General features: G+C 66.2%; 18 protein-coding genes. 9 read left to right on the plus strand and 9 right to left on the minus strand.

The window, feature by feature from the left end; genetic code table 11:
- Positions 1–9: 9 nt before the first annotated feature.
- Positions 10–585, minus strand: coding sequence for a phosphoribosylglycinamide formyltransferase (gene purN / locus AC4EEO_RS13540; RefSeq protein ID WP_133832093.1), 576 nt, complete (start codon positions 583–585; stop codon positions 10–12).
- Positions 586–624: 39 nt separating this feature from the next.
- On the opposite strand from purN, the gene AC4EEO_RS13545 reads away from it, so the two are divergent.
- Entirely contained in the window at positions 625–1,056 is a 432-nt protein-coding gene (locus AC4EEO_RS13545; RefSeq protein ID WP_133832092.1) for a hypothetical protein, read from the plus strand.
- A 16-nt stretch (positions 1,057–1,072) separates the two neighbouring features.
- Here AC4EEO_RS13545 and AC4EEO_RS13550 read toward each other — a convergent pair whose 3' ends face one another.
- Both AC4EEO_RS13550 and AC4EEO_RS13555 read right to left on the minus strand, forming a co-directional pair.
- Positions 1,073–2,389, minus strand: a complete 1,317-nt coding sequence (locus AC4EEO_RS13550) for a cell division protein PerM (protein WP_491340426.1) — start codon at positions 2,387–2,389, stop codon at positions 1,073–1,075.
- A 380-nt stretch (positions 2,390–2,769) separates the two neighbouring features.
- A complete protein-coding gene (locus AC4EEO_RS13555) occupies positions 2,770–3,237 on the minus strand; it encodes a PRC-barrel domain-containing protein (RefSeq protein WP_018761969.1) in 468 nt (155 codons plus the stop codon).
- A gap of 255 nt (positions 3,238–3,492) precedes the next feature.
- On the opposite strand from AC4EEO_RS13555, the gene AC4EEO_RS13560 reads away from it, so the two are divergent.
- Positions 3,493–4,647: a glycosyltransferase family 4 protein gene (locus tag AC4EEO_RS13560; protein ID WP_285320131.1), complete on the plus strand. Its 1,155-nt coding sequence runs from the start codon at positions 3,493–3,495 to the stop codon at positions 4,645–4,647.
- Positions 4,644–6,011 carry a UDP-glucose dehydrogenase family protein gene (locus AC4EEO_RS13565; protein WP_491339026.1) on the plus strand — a complete coding sequence of 456 codons (1,368 nt, stop codon included), beginning with the start codon at positions 4,644–4,646 and terminating at the stop codon, positions 6,009–6,011. The genes AC4EEO_RS13560 and AC4EEO_RS13565 overlap by 4 nt, the downstream gene beginning before the upstream one ends.
- 3 nt (positions 6,012–6,014) lie before the next feature.
- On the opposite strand, the gene AC4EEO_RS13570 is transcribed toward AC4EEO_RS13565, so the two are convergent.
- Complete coding sequence (locus AC4EEO_RS13570) at positions 6,015–6,878, minus strand: HAD hydrolase family protein (protein WP_491339027.1); 864 nt, start codon at positions 6,876–6,878, stop codon at positions 6,015–6,017.
- A gap of 203 nt (positions 6,879–7,081) precedes the next feature.
- Here AC4EEO_RS13570 and AC4EEO_RS13575 point away from each other — a divergent pair, with 203 nt between their 5' ends.
- Both AC4EEO_RS13575 and AC4EEO_RS13580 read left to right on the plus strand, forming a co-directional pair.
- Positions 7,082–7,351, plus strand: a complete 270-nt coding sequence (locus AC4EEO_RS13575) for a GlsB/YeaQ/YmgE family stress response membrane protein (RefSeq protein ID WP_133832087.1) — start codon at positions 7,082–7,084, stop codon at positions 7,349–7,351.
- A gap of 228 nt (positions 7,352–7,579) precedes the next feature.
- Positions 7,580–9,694, plus strand: a complete 2,115-nt coding sequence (locus AC4EEO_RS13580) for a putative bifunctional diguanylate cyclase/phosphodiesterase (protein ID WP_491339028.1) — start codon at positions 7,580–7,582, stop codon at positions 9,692–9,694.
- A gap of 11 nt (positions 9,695–9,705) precedes the next feature.
- On the opposite strand, the gene AC4EEO_RS13585 is transcribed toward AC4EEO_RS13580, so the two are convergent.
- Entirely contained in the window at positions 9,706–10,146 is a 441-nt protein-coding gene (locus tag AC4EEO_RS13585) for a hypothetical protein (RefSeq protein WP_491339029.1), read from the minus strand.
- Positions 10,147–10,366: 220 nt separating this feature from the next.
- Between AC4EEO_RS13585 and AC4EEO_RS13590 the strand changes: the two genes are divergently transcribed.
- Positions 10,367–10,918, plus strand: a complete 552-nt coding sequence (locus AC4EEO_RS13590; RefSeq protein ID WP_491339030.1) for a dihydrofolate reductase family protein — start codon at positions 10,367–10,369, stop codon at positions 10,916–10,918.
- A gap of 1 nt (position 10,919) precedes the next feature.
- On the opposite strand, the gene AC4EEO_RS13595 is transcribed toward AC4EEO_RS13590, so the two are convergent.
- Positions 10,920–11,270: a DUF3846 domain-containing protein gene (locus tag AC4EEO_RS13595; protein ID WP_109863508.1), complete on the minus strand. Its 351-nt coding sequence runs from the start codon at positions 11,268–11,270 to the stop codon at positions 10,920–10,922.
- An 84-nt stretch (positions 11,271–11,354) separates the two neighbouring features.
- Positions 11,355–12,296 carry a homocysteine S-methyltransferase gene (gene mmuM / locus AC4EEO_RS13600; RefSeq protein ID WP_491339031.1) on the minus strand — a complete coding sequence of 314 codons (942 nt, stop codon included), beginning with the start codon at positions 12,294–12,296 and terminating at the stop codon, positions 11,355–11,357.
- Positions 12,297–12,412: 116 nt separating this feature from the next.
- Between mmuM and AC4EEO_RS13605 the strand changes: the two genes are divergently transcribed.
- The 3 genes from AC4EEO_RS13605 to AC4EEO_RS13615 are packed head-to-tail and all read left to right on the plus strand — an operon-like array spanning position 12,413 to position 14,412.
- Entirely contained in the window at positions 12,413–12,859 is a 447-nt protein-coding gene (locus tag AC4EEO_RS13605; RefSeq protein WP_243835483.1) for a hypothetical protein, read from the plus strand.
- Complete coding sequence (locus AC4EEO_RS13610) at positions 12,856–13,605, plus strand: cyclase family protein (protein WP_133832081.1); 750 nt, start codon at positions 12,856–12,858, stop codon at positions 13,603–13,605. The genes AC4EEO_RS13605 and AC4EEO_RS13610 overlap by 4 nt, the downstream gene beginning before the upstream one ends.
- A 30-nt stretch (positions 13,606–13,635) precedes the next feature.
- The gene (locus AC4EEO_RS13615; protein ID WP_491339032.1) at positions 13,636–14,412 is read left to right on the plus strand and encodes an IclR family transcriptional regulator; all 777 of its coding nucleotides are present in this window, start codon (positions 13,636–13,638) and stop codon (positions 14,410–14,412) included.
- Positions 14,413–14,427: 15 nt separating this feature from the next.
- Here the strand turns inward: AC4EEO_RS13615 and AC4EEO_RS13620 are convergent, their stop codons facing one another.
- Both AC4EEO_RS13620 and AC4EEO_RS13625 read right to left on the minus strand, forming a co-directional pair.
- A complete protein-coding gene (locus AC4EEO_RS13620; RefSeq protein ID WP_491339033.1) occupies positions 14,428–15,201 on the minus strand; it encodes an IclR family transcriptional regulator in 774 nt (257 codons plus the stop codon).
- Between the two features lie 147 nt (positions 15,202–15,348).
- Positions 15,349–16,788 (minus strand): amino acid permease, encoded by a 1,440-nt coding sequence (locus AC4EEO_RS13625; RefSeq protein ID WP_133832080.1) that lies wholly within the window; start codon positions 16,786–16,788, stop codon positions 15,349–15,351.
- Positions 16,789–16,926: the final 138 nt, after the last annotated feature.

Raw genomic sequence — 16,926 nt, forward strand, 5'->3', positions numbered from 1 at the left:
GGTGGACCGCTACGCGTACGAGGGGTCTGCGGCGAGGGCGGCCAGGGTGGACACCAGCAGCCGGCGCTCCACGACCTTGATGCGCTCGTGCAGCGTCTCCTCAGTGTCCGAGTCCTCGATGGTCACAGCCTCCTGGGCAATGATGGGCCCGGTGTCAACGCCGGCGTCAGCCCAGTGCACGGTGCAGCCGGTCACCTTCACGCCGTAGGCCATGGCATCCCGTACGCCGTGGGCCCCGGGAAAGGCCGGCAGCAGGGCGGGGTGGGTGTTCAGGTACCTGCCCTTGAATGCGTCAATGAACTCGGGGCTGACGATCCGCATGAAGCCGGAGGACACCACCACGTCCGGCTTGAAGGCGGCCACGGCCTCGGTCAGCGCGGCGTTCCAGTCCGCGCGGTCCCGGTACGACCTGAAGTCCACCACAAACGTGGGGATGCCTGCCGCGGCGGAACGTTCGACGCCGAAGGTCCCCTCCCTGTCGGCCCCCACCGCGGCGATTTCCACGCCGAGTTCCCCCGCCTTGACGGCGTCGATGACTGCTTGGAGATTGGACCCGGTGCCAGAGACGAGGACGACGATACGCATTGGTCCAGCTTAGGTGCACGCTCGCGTACGCTGGAAAACATGAACAGCCAACCGGGCCGGGGCGTCCAGCAAGAGGCCAAACCCCCGCTCAGCGAGGCAGCAAAGGCCTCCCGCACCAAGACCTTTGCCCTGTTCCGGATGTTCCTGGTTTCGGTCCTCGGCGCTCTGTTCGTCTACCAGTTGGACGTCAACTACCTGTGGTTGGCAACTGTCCTCACGGCAGCCGGCCTGGCCCTGGGGATCTCCCTGCTGGTCAGGGCCATCCGGTTGAAGGAATCCAAACTGGTCCTGGTTGGCACCATCTCGGGCCTGGTGATGGCCGTGGTCATGGTGCCGCTGCTCGTGACCGCCATGGTCTTCTTCAACCAGGTGCGCGACTACCAAGGATGCATGGGACGGGCGCTGACGGACCGGGCGACTAATGCGTGCGTGACGCAGTTCCAAAATGTCTTACCCACCAAAGTGGGTTAGCGCGCCGGCGAAGCGCCTAGCTGACGAGTTCGGCGTCCCGTTCCGCGGCCCCGCTTTCCTCACGTTCCAGCCACGGCCCGGCCGCGTAGCCAATGACGACGCCGATGCCGACCTCGGCCGCCACCCACAGGCCGGTCCAGAGCGGGTCGGGTCCGATATCCGTTAGTCGGCCGATTCCCGCGGACCCCCTCGCCACCCAGGAAAGGCACATCGTCAACACCCCGGCGGCCAGCCCGGTGAGTGCCCCGAGCACCAGGGTGGAAACGGTGGCGGTGAACCAGCGTGCATGGATCTTGATGGCGAGCCATTCGTCGAAGTGGTTCTCCCCTTCCCGGAGGAACCACCACCCGGCCACGACGCCGGCCAGCACCGGTACGAGCAACGCCACGAAAGCGTAGTCCATGGGGCCGGACGGGATGGCCGCCAGGACCGGAACGGATGGCATGGGCCCCACCGCGGTGCCCAGCGGCCCCGCCTGGGACCCCACGCCCATGGCGAAACCGGCGCCTGAGGTCCAGGCGAGGGCGAAAACCACCAGGTTCGGCAGGAATCCGAGCTGCGCGATGGTGAGGGCGGCGCCTCCTACCGGACCGGCGTCGAGCGCCTCATAGACAGAAACCACGAGGTTCCAGTGGATGAACAGGTCCACGGCCAGCAGCACTGCGGCCAAGGTAAGGGCCGACACCACGGCCACGAAGCCGGCCTTCGCGGCAGAGCCAAAGTATGAGCCCGCCCAGCGGGAGTGCTGGCTGGTGCGCGAAATCCAGTCCACCGCGTCGACGCCGATGAGCCGGCTCCAGGAGCCTGCTTCCCTGCGGGCGCCGATCACCATGCCGAGTCCGTAGGGAATGAGCGGCACCAGCATGGCATACCAGAGATTGATGACGACGTCGGTGCTGCGGCACACGAAACCGGTGGCTGCACCGAAGGCGGCGTAAACCAGCCATGAGCCCAGCAGGGCCTGCCATAGCTGGTCGGTGTAGGAGGCCCGGGCCAGGCGGCGGCCGGCGCGCCAGGCCAGCAGGAAGGGGATCAGGGTCAGGCCGAGGGGAATCAGGTTCAGGATGTCCGAGCCGGCATGAGCTGCCGGGGCCGGCCCCGCTCCCGTGAGTTCCAGTGGCACGCCATGGACCAGGAGCCAGGACTGGCCGGCCAAGCGGGCCAATACCTCGAAGTGCCCGTTCTGGAAACCCGCAGTGGCCCAGACGGCGACAATGGGGGCTATCACCACCAGCGCGGAAATGACGGCCGCCTGTGCTGTTTCAAGGGCGCCCTGCAGCCACAACGGCATGGGGAGGCCACGGTTTCCGGTCTGATCAGCACGCAGTTTCATCGTCTTCCATGGTGTCACGCCGGGTGCCTCCTGCCCGCGAACGACAGGCTCCGCGGCGGCACTGGGTGAACAATCAAGTGGGGATGCGACCGGCGCTTTTCCAAGGGCCTCGCCGTAAAATTGGTATCTAAACCAACACCCGCCCACCCGGGCGCAGTGCGATGTGTTTCGGCGCCGGACATTTGCCGCGCCGGCCAATGACCCGGATCCGTAAACCGGGAAACAGGAGCCGCGAATGAGAGATGAACCGTAAGTTCTGACGATATTCGTCCTACTGGCTGGTGCACCCATGGCATACAGCGTGGTTGCACCAGCGCTTAACGGTGCGGCGCCGGGAACCCCCAAGGTTCCCGGCGCCGTTCACTGCCAAAGGGGCCAGGTCAGTGGCCGTACTTCCGAAGCCGGGGTGCGGTGTCCCGTTCGGAGCTGATTCCGGCGGTGGGGGTGCCGGCGTTCAGGTCGGCGTCGCCCTGCAGGTCCACGTCTCCGGCGTCGGAGTCCATGCCGGTCCGGGCTTCCGAATACGTCCGTGCGCCGCGGTCGTAGTACGTGTACAGCCGGTCCTCTTCTTCAGGGGTGAGGTGGCCGTCAGCGTCCACCCGGGGAGCGTCCTTCACGTGCTCCTTGGTGAACGGGACCACCAGGTCCTCTCCCTCGCTGCGGGCCCCTTCGACCGGGACGAAGGTCTCGGACGTGCCAAAGAGGCCGGTCTTGACGGTGACCCAAGTGGGCTCGCCCGTGTCGTCGTCAGCGTACAGCTGGCCGATCGAGCCGATCTTCGCCCCATCGGTACCCACGACGTTGCCGCCCTTGGCAAGCAGGCTTTCGAGGTTTTCCCTGTTGAGCATGACGTCTCCTTGGTTGTGTCTTTGTACCGGGTTTGCCAGCCCGGAGCCCGGGCACCGGGTCACCCCGGTGTCCGGCCCCTGCCCCGGCTGCTTGAGGCTAGTGCTGGCTACCCGTTTAACGTAAGCATGCTTAGCATCAAATGCCAAGCTTACTTAGTAGTTTTCCTGGTTGAGGGGGCAGCTGTTCACCCAACCTTTCCCTGCGGGTCATGCCCCCTCCCCCGCCATTTCAAGGCGGCCACCCACGGTTGAAGGGTGAGGATCGCAATCGTTGCCGAATCATTTTTGCCGCTGATGAATGGCGTCACCCATTCAATCCTGCGGGTCCTGGACCACCTCCAGGACCGGGGCGACGACGTCCTGGTCATCGCCCCGTCCGCCCATGACGGACAGGCGCCGGGACGGGTCAAGGGCGCTGCGGTCCACCGGCTTCCCGCGGTTCCGCTGGCGGGATACACGAACGTGCGGGTGGCACTGGGAGGTGTGTACCGGGTCAAGCGAATCCTTGCCGAGTACGCCCCTGACGTGGTGCACCTTGCCTCGCCGTTCGTGCTGGGCTGGCGGGCCGCCCAGGCTGCCCATCAGCTCGGCATTCCGTCGGTGGCCATCTACCAGACCGAGGTTCCCAGTTACGCCGCCCGGTACGGAGTGCCGTTCCTGGAGAACTGGGCCTGGAACCGGGTCGAGAACATCCACCTGCTGGCCACCCGCACCCTGGTGCCGTCAACGTTCGCGCTGAACCAGTTGCGCGGGCGGGGGATCCCCCGGGTGCGGATGTGGCGCCGCGGGGTGGACACCGCGCGGTTCTCGCCGGGAAAGCGCGACGACGGGTGGCGGGCTTCGGTTGCCCCCGGCGGCGAGCGGATCATCGGCTACGTCGGCCGGCTCGCGGTGGAAAAGCAGGTGGAAGACCTTGCCGCGCTGGCCGGGCTCTCCAACTCGAAGCTGGTGGTGGTGGGCGACGGGCCGCAGCGGGCCGCATTGGAAGCCGCGCTTCCCGGTGCAGCCTTCACGGGATTCCTGGGCGGTGATGAGTTGGCACGCGCCGTGGCGTCGTTCGACTTGTTCGTCCATCCGGGCGAGTTCGAAACCTTCTGCCAAACCATCCAGGAGGCCATGGCATCGGGCGTGCCGGTGGTGGCCACGGGCCGGGGCGGCCCCCTGGATCTGGTCGAGAATTCACGGACGGGTTGGCTGTACGAGCCGGGCGACTTGTCCGCCATGCGTGCCCGTGTGCAGGACCTGATGGGCGACGATGCCAAGCGCCGCGCGTTCGCCGCCGCCGCACACGCCTCCGTACAGGACCGAACCTGGCCCGCCCTCTGCACCGAACTGGTGCAGCACTACGCCGACGTCATCGCGGACGTCCAGATGGCAACGGCGGTCAACAGCAAGGGAGCAACCCTGTGAAAATCTCCGTGATCGGCTGCGGTTACCTCGGAGCAGTCCACGCTGCAACGCTGGCTTCCATGGGCCATACCGTGGTGGGCATCGACGTCGATCCCCGCAAGGTGGCGCAACTGTCCAGCGGCGCGGCACCGTTCCACGAGCCCGGACTCGATGAGCTCCTCCGGGACGGCCTCGCCACCGGCCGGCTGCGCTTCTCCACCGACCCCGCCGGGGCCAAGGCAGCGCAGGTGCACTTCCTGTGCGTGGGGACGCCGCAGGAGAAGACGTCCGACGCCGCCGACCTCACCTTCCTCGTCTCCGCTTCGGAAGCCTTGCTGCCGCACCTGGCCGCGGGCGCCGTCGTCGTTGGCAAATCAACCGTGCCCGTGGGCACCGTGGACATGCTCCGCGGTGTGCTGGCGCCGCGGCCTGACGTACTGGTGGGTTGGAATCCCGAGTTCCTGCGGCAGGGAACCGCCGTCAAGGATTCCCTGGTGCCGGACCGGCTGGTGTACGGCGTGGAAGGGGGCCGGGCCGCCGCCTTCAACCGCGACACCGGCGCGCCGCTGGGCGTGACGGCGGCACTGGACGCCGTCTACGAACCGCTGCTTCGCGCCGGAATTCCCCGGCTGGTCTGCAACTTTGCCACGGCGGAACTCATCAAGTCGGCCGCGAACGCATACCTTGCCACCAAGGTCAGCTTCATCAATGCTGTCGCCGAGTTGTGCGACGCCGCGGGAGCCGATGTCAGCGAACTCGGCGAAGCGATGGGGCTGGATCCGAGGATTGGCAGCCGCTACCTGCACGCGGGCCTGGGCTTCGGCGGAGGCTGCCTTCCCAAGGACATCCGCAGTTTCCGGACCCAGGCCGCGGCGCTCGGCGTCCCTGCCGTGGAGGACTGGATGGGCGTGGTCGACTCGGTGAACCTGGACCAACGGGCGCGCACGGTGGGCCTGGCAGCGGCTATGTGCGGAGGCTCGCTGGCAGGGCGTTCCATCACTGTGCTCGGAGCCTCCTTCAAGCCGGACACGGATGACATCCGCGACTCCCCCGCCCTGGACGTGGCGGACCGGCTGGCCGCCGCCGGCGCGCACGTTACCGTGACGGACCCCAAGGCGGTGAACCACGCGTGGCGCCGCTACCCCGGGCTCCGGTTCGAGGTGTCCACCAGGCGGGCACTCCAGGACGCAGAGCTGGTGCTGCTCCTCACTGAATGGGACGAGTACCGGCAGCTTTGCCCTGCCGCCACCGGCAGGCTGGTCCGACGCCGGGCGGTCCTGGACGCGCGGAACGTGCTGGACGCCGCGGCATGGCAGGCAGACGGCTGGACCGTGCGGGGGCTTGGAACGTCCGCCGCGGTCATGGCCGCAGCTGCGGCCGGCTGAGGTTCAGCCCAGGAGCCCCAGATCGGCGAACGCCAACGCGACACCTGCCCCTGCCGGTCCGGCGGTGGTCCTGTCGGCCACGGCGAGGACTGCCGGGTGGCCGCCTTCGACGGCAATGCCCACCCCGGCGTATTCGAGCATTTCAATATCGTTGGCACTGTCACCGATGGCAACAATGTCCGCCCGGTGGAGGCCAAGCCGGGCCTCCACCACCTGGATGCCCACCGCTTTGTGCGTGCCCGCCATGAAGATCTCCCCCGCACGGTCTCCCAGCGCCGAGAGCGAACTGGGGATCAGCCCGACGCCGGGACCGAGCTTATCCATCAGCCGCCTCAGCGGGACCGTCGAATCGAAGACCGAGATCTTGGCATAGGAGGTGCTGCGGAGGTCATCGCTGTACTGCATCGGCCCCAGGATGTCCTCCAACGGGTCAACGTCGGTGCTGAGGACTCCATCGTGCCGGGGGCGGCCGGCGAAGACGGGCCCCAGGACCTCCCTCAGCCGCCGGTCCACGCCGGTGCGGCCGTGCAGAGCCTCGGGTGCTTCCAGGATGTAGGCGGACCCGTGGGCATCGAGGGTTTCCACGATGAGCGCCGCCAGGTCCGGCTCAAAGCGCTGGTCCCGAAGGACCTCACCGTTGACTTCTACCCTGGCACCGGCCCCGGTGATGGTCCCGTCGAAGCCGGCGTCCAGGATGTGGCCCGGCACCATGGACAGCGGGCGCCCGGTGCAGACGAACACCAGATGGCCCAGCCCGCGGGCGGTCCGGACCGCGTCCACATGGGCATCCGGGGCCAGGCCGTGGTCCGCATACGTACCGTCGATGTCGAGGAACACGGCACGCGGCCTGGCGGTCTGGCTTGGCATGCCTGGGCTCCTTCGTCAGTTGCGGGACATCCAAATCCTATCCCCGGCCCCTGGTTCACCAGGGTGGACTACGTTGGCCAGTTCCGCCTTAAGTGACAGCCATCCTGTGATATTCAAAGCCTTGCCTAACAAATAAGCCTGCTGATTGAATAAGGGAACCGGAAATGGGGGCCCGGCACAACTTACTGACAAGGAGTGACAACATGGGCATTCTCGGATTTCTCATTTTGGGCCTGATCGCCGGCGCTATTGCCAAGGCCATCCTTCCGGGCCGCCAAGGCGGCGGCTGGGTGGTAACCCTGGTTCTCGGAGTTGTGGGGGCCATCCTGGGCGGCTGGATCGGATCGCTGATTTTCGGCGGCGGACTGGCCGAATTCTTCGACCTGCGGACATGGCTGCTGGCGATCCTCGGCTCGATCATCGTGCTGCTGGTCTACGGAGCAATCACCAACCGCAGCGGCCGCAGGGCATAGCCACACCACAGTCTTTACCATCAGTAAAAGGCGCCGGACTCCGCGCAGGAGACCGGCGCCTTTTCACGTTCCCGAAGAACGCATCCGCAAAAAGGAAACCCGCCCAACAGCTTTGCCGGTGAGCCGCCCAATTTGGGGATCTGCCCTTTATGATGGCCAAGGGGTGGTGTTATGACCGGTATTTCGGGCCGTGGCAATGATGTGGCATTACAAATTTTTGGCGCGGCCATGAATGCCAGTCCGGACGCCCTCCTGGCACTGGACGCCGACGGCATGGTTCTCTGCGCCAACGCCGCTGCGGCCAGGCTCTTTGGGTTGCCCCAGGACGCGTTTGCCGGCCTGGACCACCGGCCCCTGATCGCCGAAGGATTCCGCGGTGAGGTGGCGAACCTGTTCCGGCAGCTCCTGGCCCACCCTGACCAACCGCAGCCGCCGCGTGAGATCGCGGGCCTCCGCAGCGATGGATCCGAGTTCCCCCTGGAGGTTGCCGCTGCGGTCCTCCCCGCCGGGCCGCGGTCCGATCCCGCCCTCATTCCTGCCGGGGACACCGGCCCTGCCGGAGCACGCCTCCTGCTCTCCGCCCGGGGCACAGCACACCGCCAAGCCACCAACGAAAGCCTTCGCGAAGCCATGTCACTGCTCACGGCCACCCTGGAATCCACGGCGGACGGAATCCTGGTGATGGGCGTTGATGGCAGTGTGGCCGGATTCAACGAGCAGTTCCTCACCATGTGGGGCATCCCGCCCGCCTTGTTGGAAGCGGACAGCGAGGAGCCTGCGGTCCGGGTGGTGATGGCCCAGGTGGCCGACCCTGTTTCCTTCACGGCCCGGCTGAACGAGGTCCAGAAGGACCCGTCTGCCGAAAGCCACGACGTCGTCGAGTTGCTCGACGGGCGGACCTTTGAACGGTACTCACGCCCGCAACGGGTGGGTGAGAAGATCGTAGGCCGGGTGTGGAGTTTCCGGGATGCGACGCCCCGGCGGAAGGCACAGGAGCAGGTGCACCAGGCGTTGAAGGACCTCGCGGAACAGGCCGAGAAGCTACGGGCCATGGCTTTCCAGGACCCGCTGACCGGGCTCGCCAACCGGGCGGTGTTCAACGAGGCCTTGGCCAACTCGCTGGCGGAGCCACGGCTGAAGACGGTCGACGTCCTGCTCCTTGACCTGGACGACTTCAAGGAGGTCAATGACATCCTTGGCCACCAGGCCGGCGACGACATGCTGGTGGAGGTGGCGCGCCGGCTCCGCGGCTGTACACCTACGGCGGACGTGGTGGCACGCCTTGGCGGCGACGAATTCGTGGTGCTCCTGACGGCCTGCCCCGACCCCGACGAGATCGCGGCGTGCATTGTGCGCTGCCTGCATGTGCCGGTGACCATCGGTGGCACCGTCCTGCGTCCGAGCCTGAGCCTGGGGCTTGCCTCCCTGGGGCAGGACAGCGTGGGTCCCTCCGAACTGCTCAGGCACGCGGACATCGCCATGTACGCGGCCAAGGCTGCGGGCAAGAACCGTTTCCTGCGCTTCCACCCGGACATGATGCAGGCGCTGGTGCAGCGGACGCACATGGAAAGCGGCCTGCAATTGGCGGTTCCGCGCGGCGAGATCACAGTCGATTTCCAACCGATCGTTTCGCACCGCATGGGGCAGGTAGTCCAGCTGGAGGCGCTGGCCCGGTGGGACCGCGGCGGTGAACGGGTGCCGCCGTCGATCTTCATTCCGCTCGCCGAACGCACCGGCCTGATCAACGAGATCGGAGCAGAGGTGATGGCCAGCGGCATGGTGCAGCTGGCGCGCTGGCTGAGCGAGGATCCGTCCCGGTCACTCGCCGTGAACGTCTCCGGCGTCCAACTGCAGGAGCGGGACTTTGCCGAGACGGTCCTCAAGCTCGCGGAAGCCAGCGGGGTGGCCCCCTACCAGCTTGTCCTGGAAGTCACCGAAAGTGTCTTCTTCGACGCGGACGGCGACCTGATCGACCAGCTGGGAACCCTGCGCGCCGCGGGCGCCCGGGTGGCGCTGGACGACTTCGGCACCGGGTATTCCTCGCTTGGCCGGTTGCAGGACCTGCCCGTGGACACGGTCAAGATCGACAAAACCTTCGTCTCAATGGTGCGGACCGGAAACGAGCGGCTGCCGATCCTCAGCTCCATGATCAACATGGCCCACAGCCTGGGCCTGACCGTCACCGCGGAAGGGATCGAGACGGCGGCGCAAGCAGACTATCTGACCGCCCTGGACTGCGACTCCCTTCAGGGCTACCTGTTCTCATTGCCGGAGCCGGGCGACCGGCTGATACCGGCCCTGCATCACGCCGAAGAGGCGCTCAATGCTTTGAAAGGACGTTAGGGCGGGAAGGCCTAGGCCGCTTCCCGGCCGGATTGCCGCGGCTTCTTCGCGGGCAGAGGAGGGCGTGAGGCTTGCGCCGCAGCGGGAGAAGGCGTCACGCCATCTGCCTCCGCTGGGCCCGCAGGCACGGCGGAGGGCGCAGTAGTGGATTCCGACGGTGCCTCACCGCTGAAGATCTCCGCCTCGAATTCCGTGCGGGCTTCAGGAGCGGCGGCGCGGTTGCGGCGCCAGCGGCGGACCAGGTCGATGCCGGCCACCAGTCCGGCGACGGGGCTGAGGACGGCAGCGGAGTAGACGAACAGCAGCCAGGTCAGGGTGGTCAGCGGCGGCTGGTTGTTGTTCAGCAGCGACAGCCCGCCGAGCAATCCCACCACCCAGAAGAGCAGCACGGCCGCCAGCACGGATCCGGCAGGAAAATACTGGTTGGTCACGATTTTCTTCAGGGTTTCCATGCACTTCCTCCTGCCTGGCCCGGGGACGGCAAAGGCCGTTCAAGACAAGTATGGGGCCCGGCCCGTGCGAAACTGCGCAAGACGCCACGGCGAGTGACCAAACTAACCCGGCCGCCCGGCGTCGTACGGATTTCCGGGCCGAAGAAGCCCTGCAGAACCCTTCCGCCCGGCGCCTCCGGACACATAGCGTAGGGCTGACCACTCGATCAATGGAGGACCCATGCGCAAAGTCACTGCCGGCCTGTTCCACTCAGTTGACGGGGTGGTGTCAGAACCATTCAAGTTCCAGTTCGACAGCTTCGATGAGGAACTCGGCCACGGGCTGACCCGGATGATGAACTCCGTGGACACGGTGGTGCTGGGCCGTGTCAGCTACCAGGAGTGGGCGGGCTACTGGCCCAACGCCTCCGCCGACCAGGACTTTGCCGCCTTCATCAACCCCGTGGAGAAGTACGTGGCGTCGCGGACACTGGCGGGGCCGCTGGAGTGGGAGAACTCCCGGCTGATGGATGCACCGCTCAAGGACTTCGTGGCGGCCCTGAAGGAGCGCGAAGGCGGTGAGATCGCCGTGTGCGGCAGCATCTCCGTGGTGCGGCAGCTGCTGTTTGCCGGGCTGCTGGATTCGCTTCAACTGATGACCCACCCGGTCATTGCGGGCACCGGCCGCCGCCTGTTTGAGGACGGCGACCCGTTGACCCGCCTGGAGCTGCAGGAGCAGTCCCGGACCAGCAAGGGGAACGTGCTCAGCACGTACGGAGTCCGCGCCGGCTAGGTCATGCCGCCAGCCGTGCCCCGAACAGCTCCTCCGCGAGCCGGGGCAGGTGTTCCGGCACGTCCGCTTCGGTTCCGTGTTCGCCGCGGCCGAGGAAGACGGCGGTGCCGCGGATCCCGTCCAGGTCCAGGCCGCATTCGTGCATGAGCTGGCCTGCACGGAAATTCACCGGCAGCAGCATGGCCACGCTTTCGGCGTTCAGGTACACGTGCCAGTCGCCGCGGATCACGGATTCAAGAGGCCCGTCCACCAGGGATTCCAGGGCCTGCGGCTCCGCTCCCACCTGCTCCATGCGGATGGGCTCGGCGTTGTTGGCCGGTACAACGAGTGCTTGGTACGTTCTGCTGTCCATGATTGGTCTCTCCACAGGGTTTAACATGCGGGGAGGGTGTGGTGTTCCCGGCCGGGCGCGGGCGAGTGGACCGTGCCCGGCCGACTACAAAGCGGCGACGGCGGCGATGTCACCCGGAGTGGTCCGGCAACAACCCCCGATGATCCGGGCACCCCCTTCGCGCCAGGCAGGGACTCCGCCGGCGAGGTCCTGTGGTGCCCCGTCCGGCGTCCCGCCGATTCCGGGCGCACCCCACGTCTTGGTGTCCGCGTGGTACGTTTCGCCGGAATTCGGGTAAGCCAGCAGGGGCTTGTCCGTGTACTGCCGCAAGGCTGCGAGTGCCGGAGCCACCAGGTGCAGGGGCACGCAATTGACCCCGACTGCGGCAACGTGAGGGTGCATATCGAGAAGCCTGGCCACGTCCGCCAGGGGTGTGCCGTCGCTGATACTGGCGCCGTCGCGCAGCGTAAAGGAAAACCAGGACTCGACGCCGGCTTCCGCAGTGAGCGCCAGCAAGGCCTCCGCCTCGGCGAAGGAGGGCAGCGTTTCACAGGCCAGGACGTCGACGCCGGACTGAACCAGGGCGTTGATGCGGGGTCCGTGGAACGCACGGAATTCCGCAGGGCTGAGGACGTAATCTCCGCGGTACTCAGACCCATCTGCGAGGTAGGCGCCGTACGGACCCACCGATCCAGCGATGAGCAGCGGACGGGCGTCAGGGTGGTCCGCCAGGTGCTCCCGCCGGGCCTCCTCCGCGAGCCGGACCGACAAACCAACAAGGTCCAGGGCCTCCTGCCGGCCGATCCCCCGGGCAGCAAATCCTTGCGGCGTGGCCTGGTAGCTGGCGGTGGTTGCGATGTTCGCCCCGGCGGCGAAGTAGTCCCGGTGCACGTCCCTGATGAGTTCGGGTTGCTCCAGGAGGACCTTGGCGGACCACAGCGGATCGTTCAGGTCGCAGCCGCGCGCTTCAAGTTCGGTGGCGAGGGCGCCATCGGAGACTAGGGTCCTGCCTTCAAGCGAGGTGGCAAGGGAAAGACGGTGGGGCATCGCAACTCCGGTCGATTTGTGCGGTTTTACTCATTATAGACAAGTTTACATGCTTGTAATGAATATCACTCTGTGTCACCATGACTGCATTGATGACCACCCCAGAGGAGAATTTCGTGAGTGTGCACCTGAACAGCGTCCGTAAGCTGCGGGTCCATTGGCCCATCAGCGCCGAAACCTTCAGCCGCATCGCAGCCGGAAACGCTGACGCGGTCCAGCAGGATCCAGGGCTGGCAAAACTCCTGAAGGCCGTTGAACAGTTTCCCGACCTTGGTGATTTCGGAAACTACAAGCACGTCTTCGAATCCGGAATCGGGTTCGAGGGATTCTCCTGCGGCGAGGGGGCGACGCCCACCCTCGGCCGGGTAGGCGAGCAAACGCTTTCGCCCACGTTCGTCTTCACCACCTATTTTGATTCCGCCTTGGACGATTCCGTCCTGGAGCGTGCCATGCAGGAACTTGTGGCCATCCACCCGTGGGAACTGCCCGTCATCGAGGTGACCGGCCCACTCAGCGTTGCCGGAGGACTGCACCGCAAAACTCCTTCAAAGGCGGCATCATGACCCTCACCACCACCGCCGCTTGGCCGGCACTGCAGTCCGCGCTGGCAGGCAGGACGTTTACGGACCTCACCCACGCCTTCCACCCGGGCCAGCCCCGTTTCGCCGCTTTTCCGGACGAAAGCCGGGAAGCGCTTTTCGATCTTGAAAAAGGCGACGGATTCACGGCCCACCGGTATTCGATCGTGGGGCAATGGGGAACGCATGTGGACCCCCCGTCCCACTTCATCCGCGGGGGCCGCACCCTCGACCGGATTCCGGTCCAGGACATGATCCTGCCCCTTGTGGTGCTGGACATCACCCGGCGCGTTGAGGAAGATCCTGACGCCACCCCTGCCTTGGAGGATGTGCGGGCGTGGGAGGACCGGAACGGAACCATACCCGCAGAATCCTTCGTCGCCCTGAGGACCGGCTGGAGCCGGCGGTGGCCGGACGGGGAGGCCATGGCCAACAGGGATGCAGACGGCGTGAGCCATACACCGGGCTGGTCCCGGGAGGTGCTTTCCTTCCTGATCGAGGAACGTTCGGTCTCGGCTGTCGGGCACGAGCAGACGGATACGGACCCGGGGTTGGCAACGTCCCGGGGAGACTTCGCCCTGGAAACCTATATCCTCGCCCAGGACCGCTGGCAGATAGAGCTGTTGGCGGACCTGGCCGGGCTCCCGGAGTCCGGGGCCGTGGTGGTGGCCAGCTGGGCAAAGCCACGCGAAGGCAGCGGCTTTCCCGCCCGCGTCTTCGCCATCTCCTGACCGCCACAAAGGGTCATCTAGACTCGGACCATGGTGAGGACAACAAGCATGGGGCGGGGAATCATGGCAGTCCTGGCCGCCGGGGAGCGCCACGCGCGCGGCCTCCCCGGCGGCACGGTGGCCGAGATCGCCGCAGACCTCGGCAAGGACCGCAGCCAGGTCTCCAGGAGCCTGCGGACAGCGGAGCAGGAGGGGATCCTGCAGCGGACGCCACAGCGCACTTTTGCCTTGGACTGGAGTGTCTTGACGGACGCCCATCTGCTGACCCGCCGTCGGCTGCATTCGGACGGGGCGGCCGCGCTGGACCACCTTGCGGGCCAGACCGACGAGGGGTGTTTCCTGGGGGTTCTCAGCGGCAACAGCACTGTGACTGTGGGGGAAAGCATCCCCGCCAGCAGCAGAATGGTGGGGTCCTGGCTGGGCCGGCCCTACCCTGCCTACTGCAGTGACGCCGGGCAGGCGCTCTTTTGGGAAACCTCCGATGACGCAGTCCGTACGATCTTCGCGGGCGTAACTTTCCAACAGCACGGCCCCAACACTCCGGCCAACGTTGAGGAATTCCTGGAGCGCCTAAGGATGGCACGCCTGCGCGGTTATTCAGTCGTCGACGAGGAAGCCGAACCGGGTCTCTACTCCCTGGCCGTGCCCGTGAGGGATTTCAGGGGTGGAGTCGTGGCCGCGCTCCAGGTGGTTGGGCTGAAAAGCCGCATCGAACCCAGGCAAGCCGAACATGCAAAGGCGCTCCGAAGCGAAGGTGAATGGCTTGAAGCCATGCTCGGAGGGCATTCGCCGAACGACCATCCGTAGGCCCTGCGGACGGCATTACCGGGGCACGGGGAGACGGCCGGATCCGAGCCTGTCTGCGGCCCCGGCGAGGATATCCGCCACTTCCCCGGCCCGGCCGGCAACATCGGCACGGCCACCCAGCACACTGAGCGACGCCAGGATGCCGCCCTCCGGATCGCGGATGGGTACGGCCACTTCAGTGATGCCGTGCTCGAACTCTTCGGCCGCTACGACGTAACCCTTGGGCTTGTCCCTGGCCATCAGCTCCCAGGCCTCCGCGCTGGAATGCGGGGCTCCGGGGCCTCCGACCCCTACGAAGTTCACGTCGGCAAGCAACGCCTCAAAACCTCGCCGCCTATGGTCCCACAGCAGGGCCCGCCCCGCTCCCGTGCACCAGACGGGGGTGACCATGCCGGGCTGGACGAAGCTGCCGGCCTGCGAATCGTTGCTGGACGCCAGCAGCAGGATGGCCCGGTAACCGTCACGGACGGATACCCGGGCACGCAGCCCCGTGGAGGCCACCAGGGTCTCGAGTTCCGCTCCCGCGTCCCGTACCCAACCGGTGTTAAGTGTGGCGGCAAGGCTGAAGAAGCCGCTTCCCACCCGGAACGGGCCCCGCTCGCGCCGCTCCAGCAGGCCAAGGTCGCAGAGCTCCTGAGTCAGGCGGGAGACGCGGCTCTGGTCCATATCCAGTTCGGCGGCCAGTTGCGAGACGCCTAAGAGCTGCTTGCCGGCCTTTTCCCGGTCAACCACCAGGCGCACGATCCGCAGCCCCTGCGCCAGGGATGACGCCTCAGGGGAGTTATCCACGCTTACTGCTCCTTCCGACCGGCAACCACCCTATCCTCACACGGGCTGGCTTTCACGGCCCCAAAGCGCACCGGGCCCCGCCCAACAGGCGGGGCCCGGTGCTGGTGGTTCAGCTGTCCTCATCAGGCCCCAATACGACCTTTTGCGCTAGTCTGCCCTGTCAGCCCGGGACTTCCGTCCGTACCTGAAGTGGAAATAGCCGTAACAGACGGCCACGAAAGGAACACCAAAGTACAGGGCCGCGACTTGGGCCGGGTCCAAAGCGATGCCGACGAGGGAAAGTACGCAGAGGGAAAACGCCAGGACCGGTACCACCGGGAAGAGCGGGGCACGGTATGGCAACGTGGAAACGTCGCCGCCGTTCCGGACGAAAGACCGTCGATGGAAGAAATGCGAGGCTGTGATGGACATCCACACCCCCACCACGGCGAAGCCCGCAACCGAGACGAGCGCCAGGTAAACCGACTCCGGGGCGACCACGCTGCTGATGAGTGAGGCCAGGCCGCCGAGCATGCTCACCGAGAGTGCGATCATGGGAATGCCGCGCCCCGTCAACCGCTTCAGTGCCTGCGGTGCGTGGCCTTCGTCGGCGAGGGAATAGAGCATCCTGGCGCATGAGAACAAGCCGCTGTTGCCGGCAGACAACAGCGCCGTAATGATGACGAAGTTCATCAGGTCTGCGGCGAACGGGACACCGGTCGCCGTGAACACGGTAACGAAGGGGCTCTCGTCGAGCCCAACTTCCTGGTACGGAATGGTGGCCGCAATGACAGCGATGGCACCCACGAAGAACACCAGGAGGCGGATAACCGTACTCCGCATCGCCTTGGGGATGCTGGTGGCGGGGTCCTTCGTCTCGCCCGCCGCCACACCAATCAGCTCGGAGCCGGAGAAGGCGTAAAAGACTGCGAGCGCGGTCACGAGGACGCCGGTAAACCCGTTCGGAAACAGCCCGCCGTCGGTGTTGAAATTCTCGAACAGGAAAGGATGGGCGCCGGATGCGCTCAGCGGATGGAAGCCCAGAAGGGCCGCCCCGCCAAGGACGATGAGCGCAATGATGGCGCCTACCTTGATGATGGCAAACCAGAATTCCGACTCACCGAAGAACTTGGACGACACCGCGTTGAGTCCGAACAGCGTAGCGGCGAACACGAGGCACCAAACCCACACGTCAACGCCGGGGAACCACCGCTGCATCAGCAAGCCCGAGGCGGTGAACTCGGATCCGATGGCAACGGCCCAGCACAACCAGTAGAGCCAGGCTGTGGCGAATCCGGTGGCGGGACCGATGGACCGCGCAGCATAGATATGGAAAGCGCCGGACACCGGGTACGCAATGGCGAGCTCACCCAGGCAGGCCATCACCAAATAGACCACGAAGGCGCCCACGAGGTAGGCAAGCACGGCGCCCAGGGGGCCGGCCTGGGAAATGGTGTATCCCGAGCTGAGGAACAGGCCGGAACCGATCACGCCGCCCATGGCGATCATGACCAGGTGCCGGGGTCCCATGGAGCGGCGCAGGCCCGACTCTGTGGCCGGCGGTGCACCCGGCTCCGGCTTGAGGGTTAGGGGGGTCGAAGATTCCAAGAGATGCCTCCAGTGGGGAACGGTAGGAAGGAAGGAAGGACGGCCGCGGTCGGATGGCCCGTCCGAGAGGAGCTGTTAGCGCGTCGACAGTGACGAAAGTAACACGAAAAGGAAGTTTTAGTCATCAAAATCATATGA

The organism is Pseudarthrobacter sp. MOO13 (assembly GCF_058267655.1).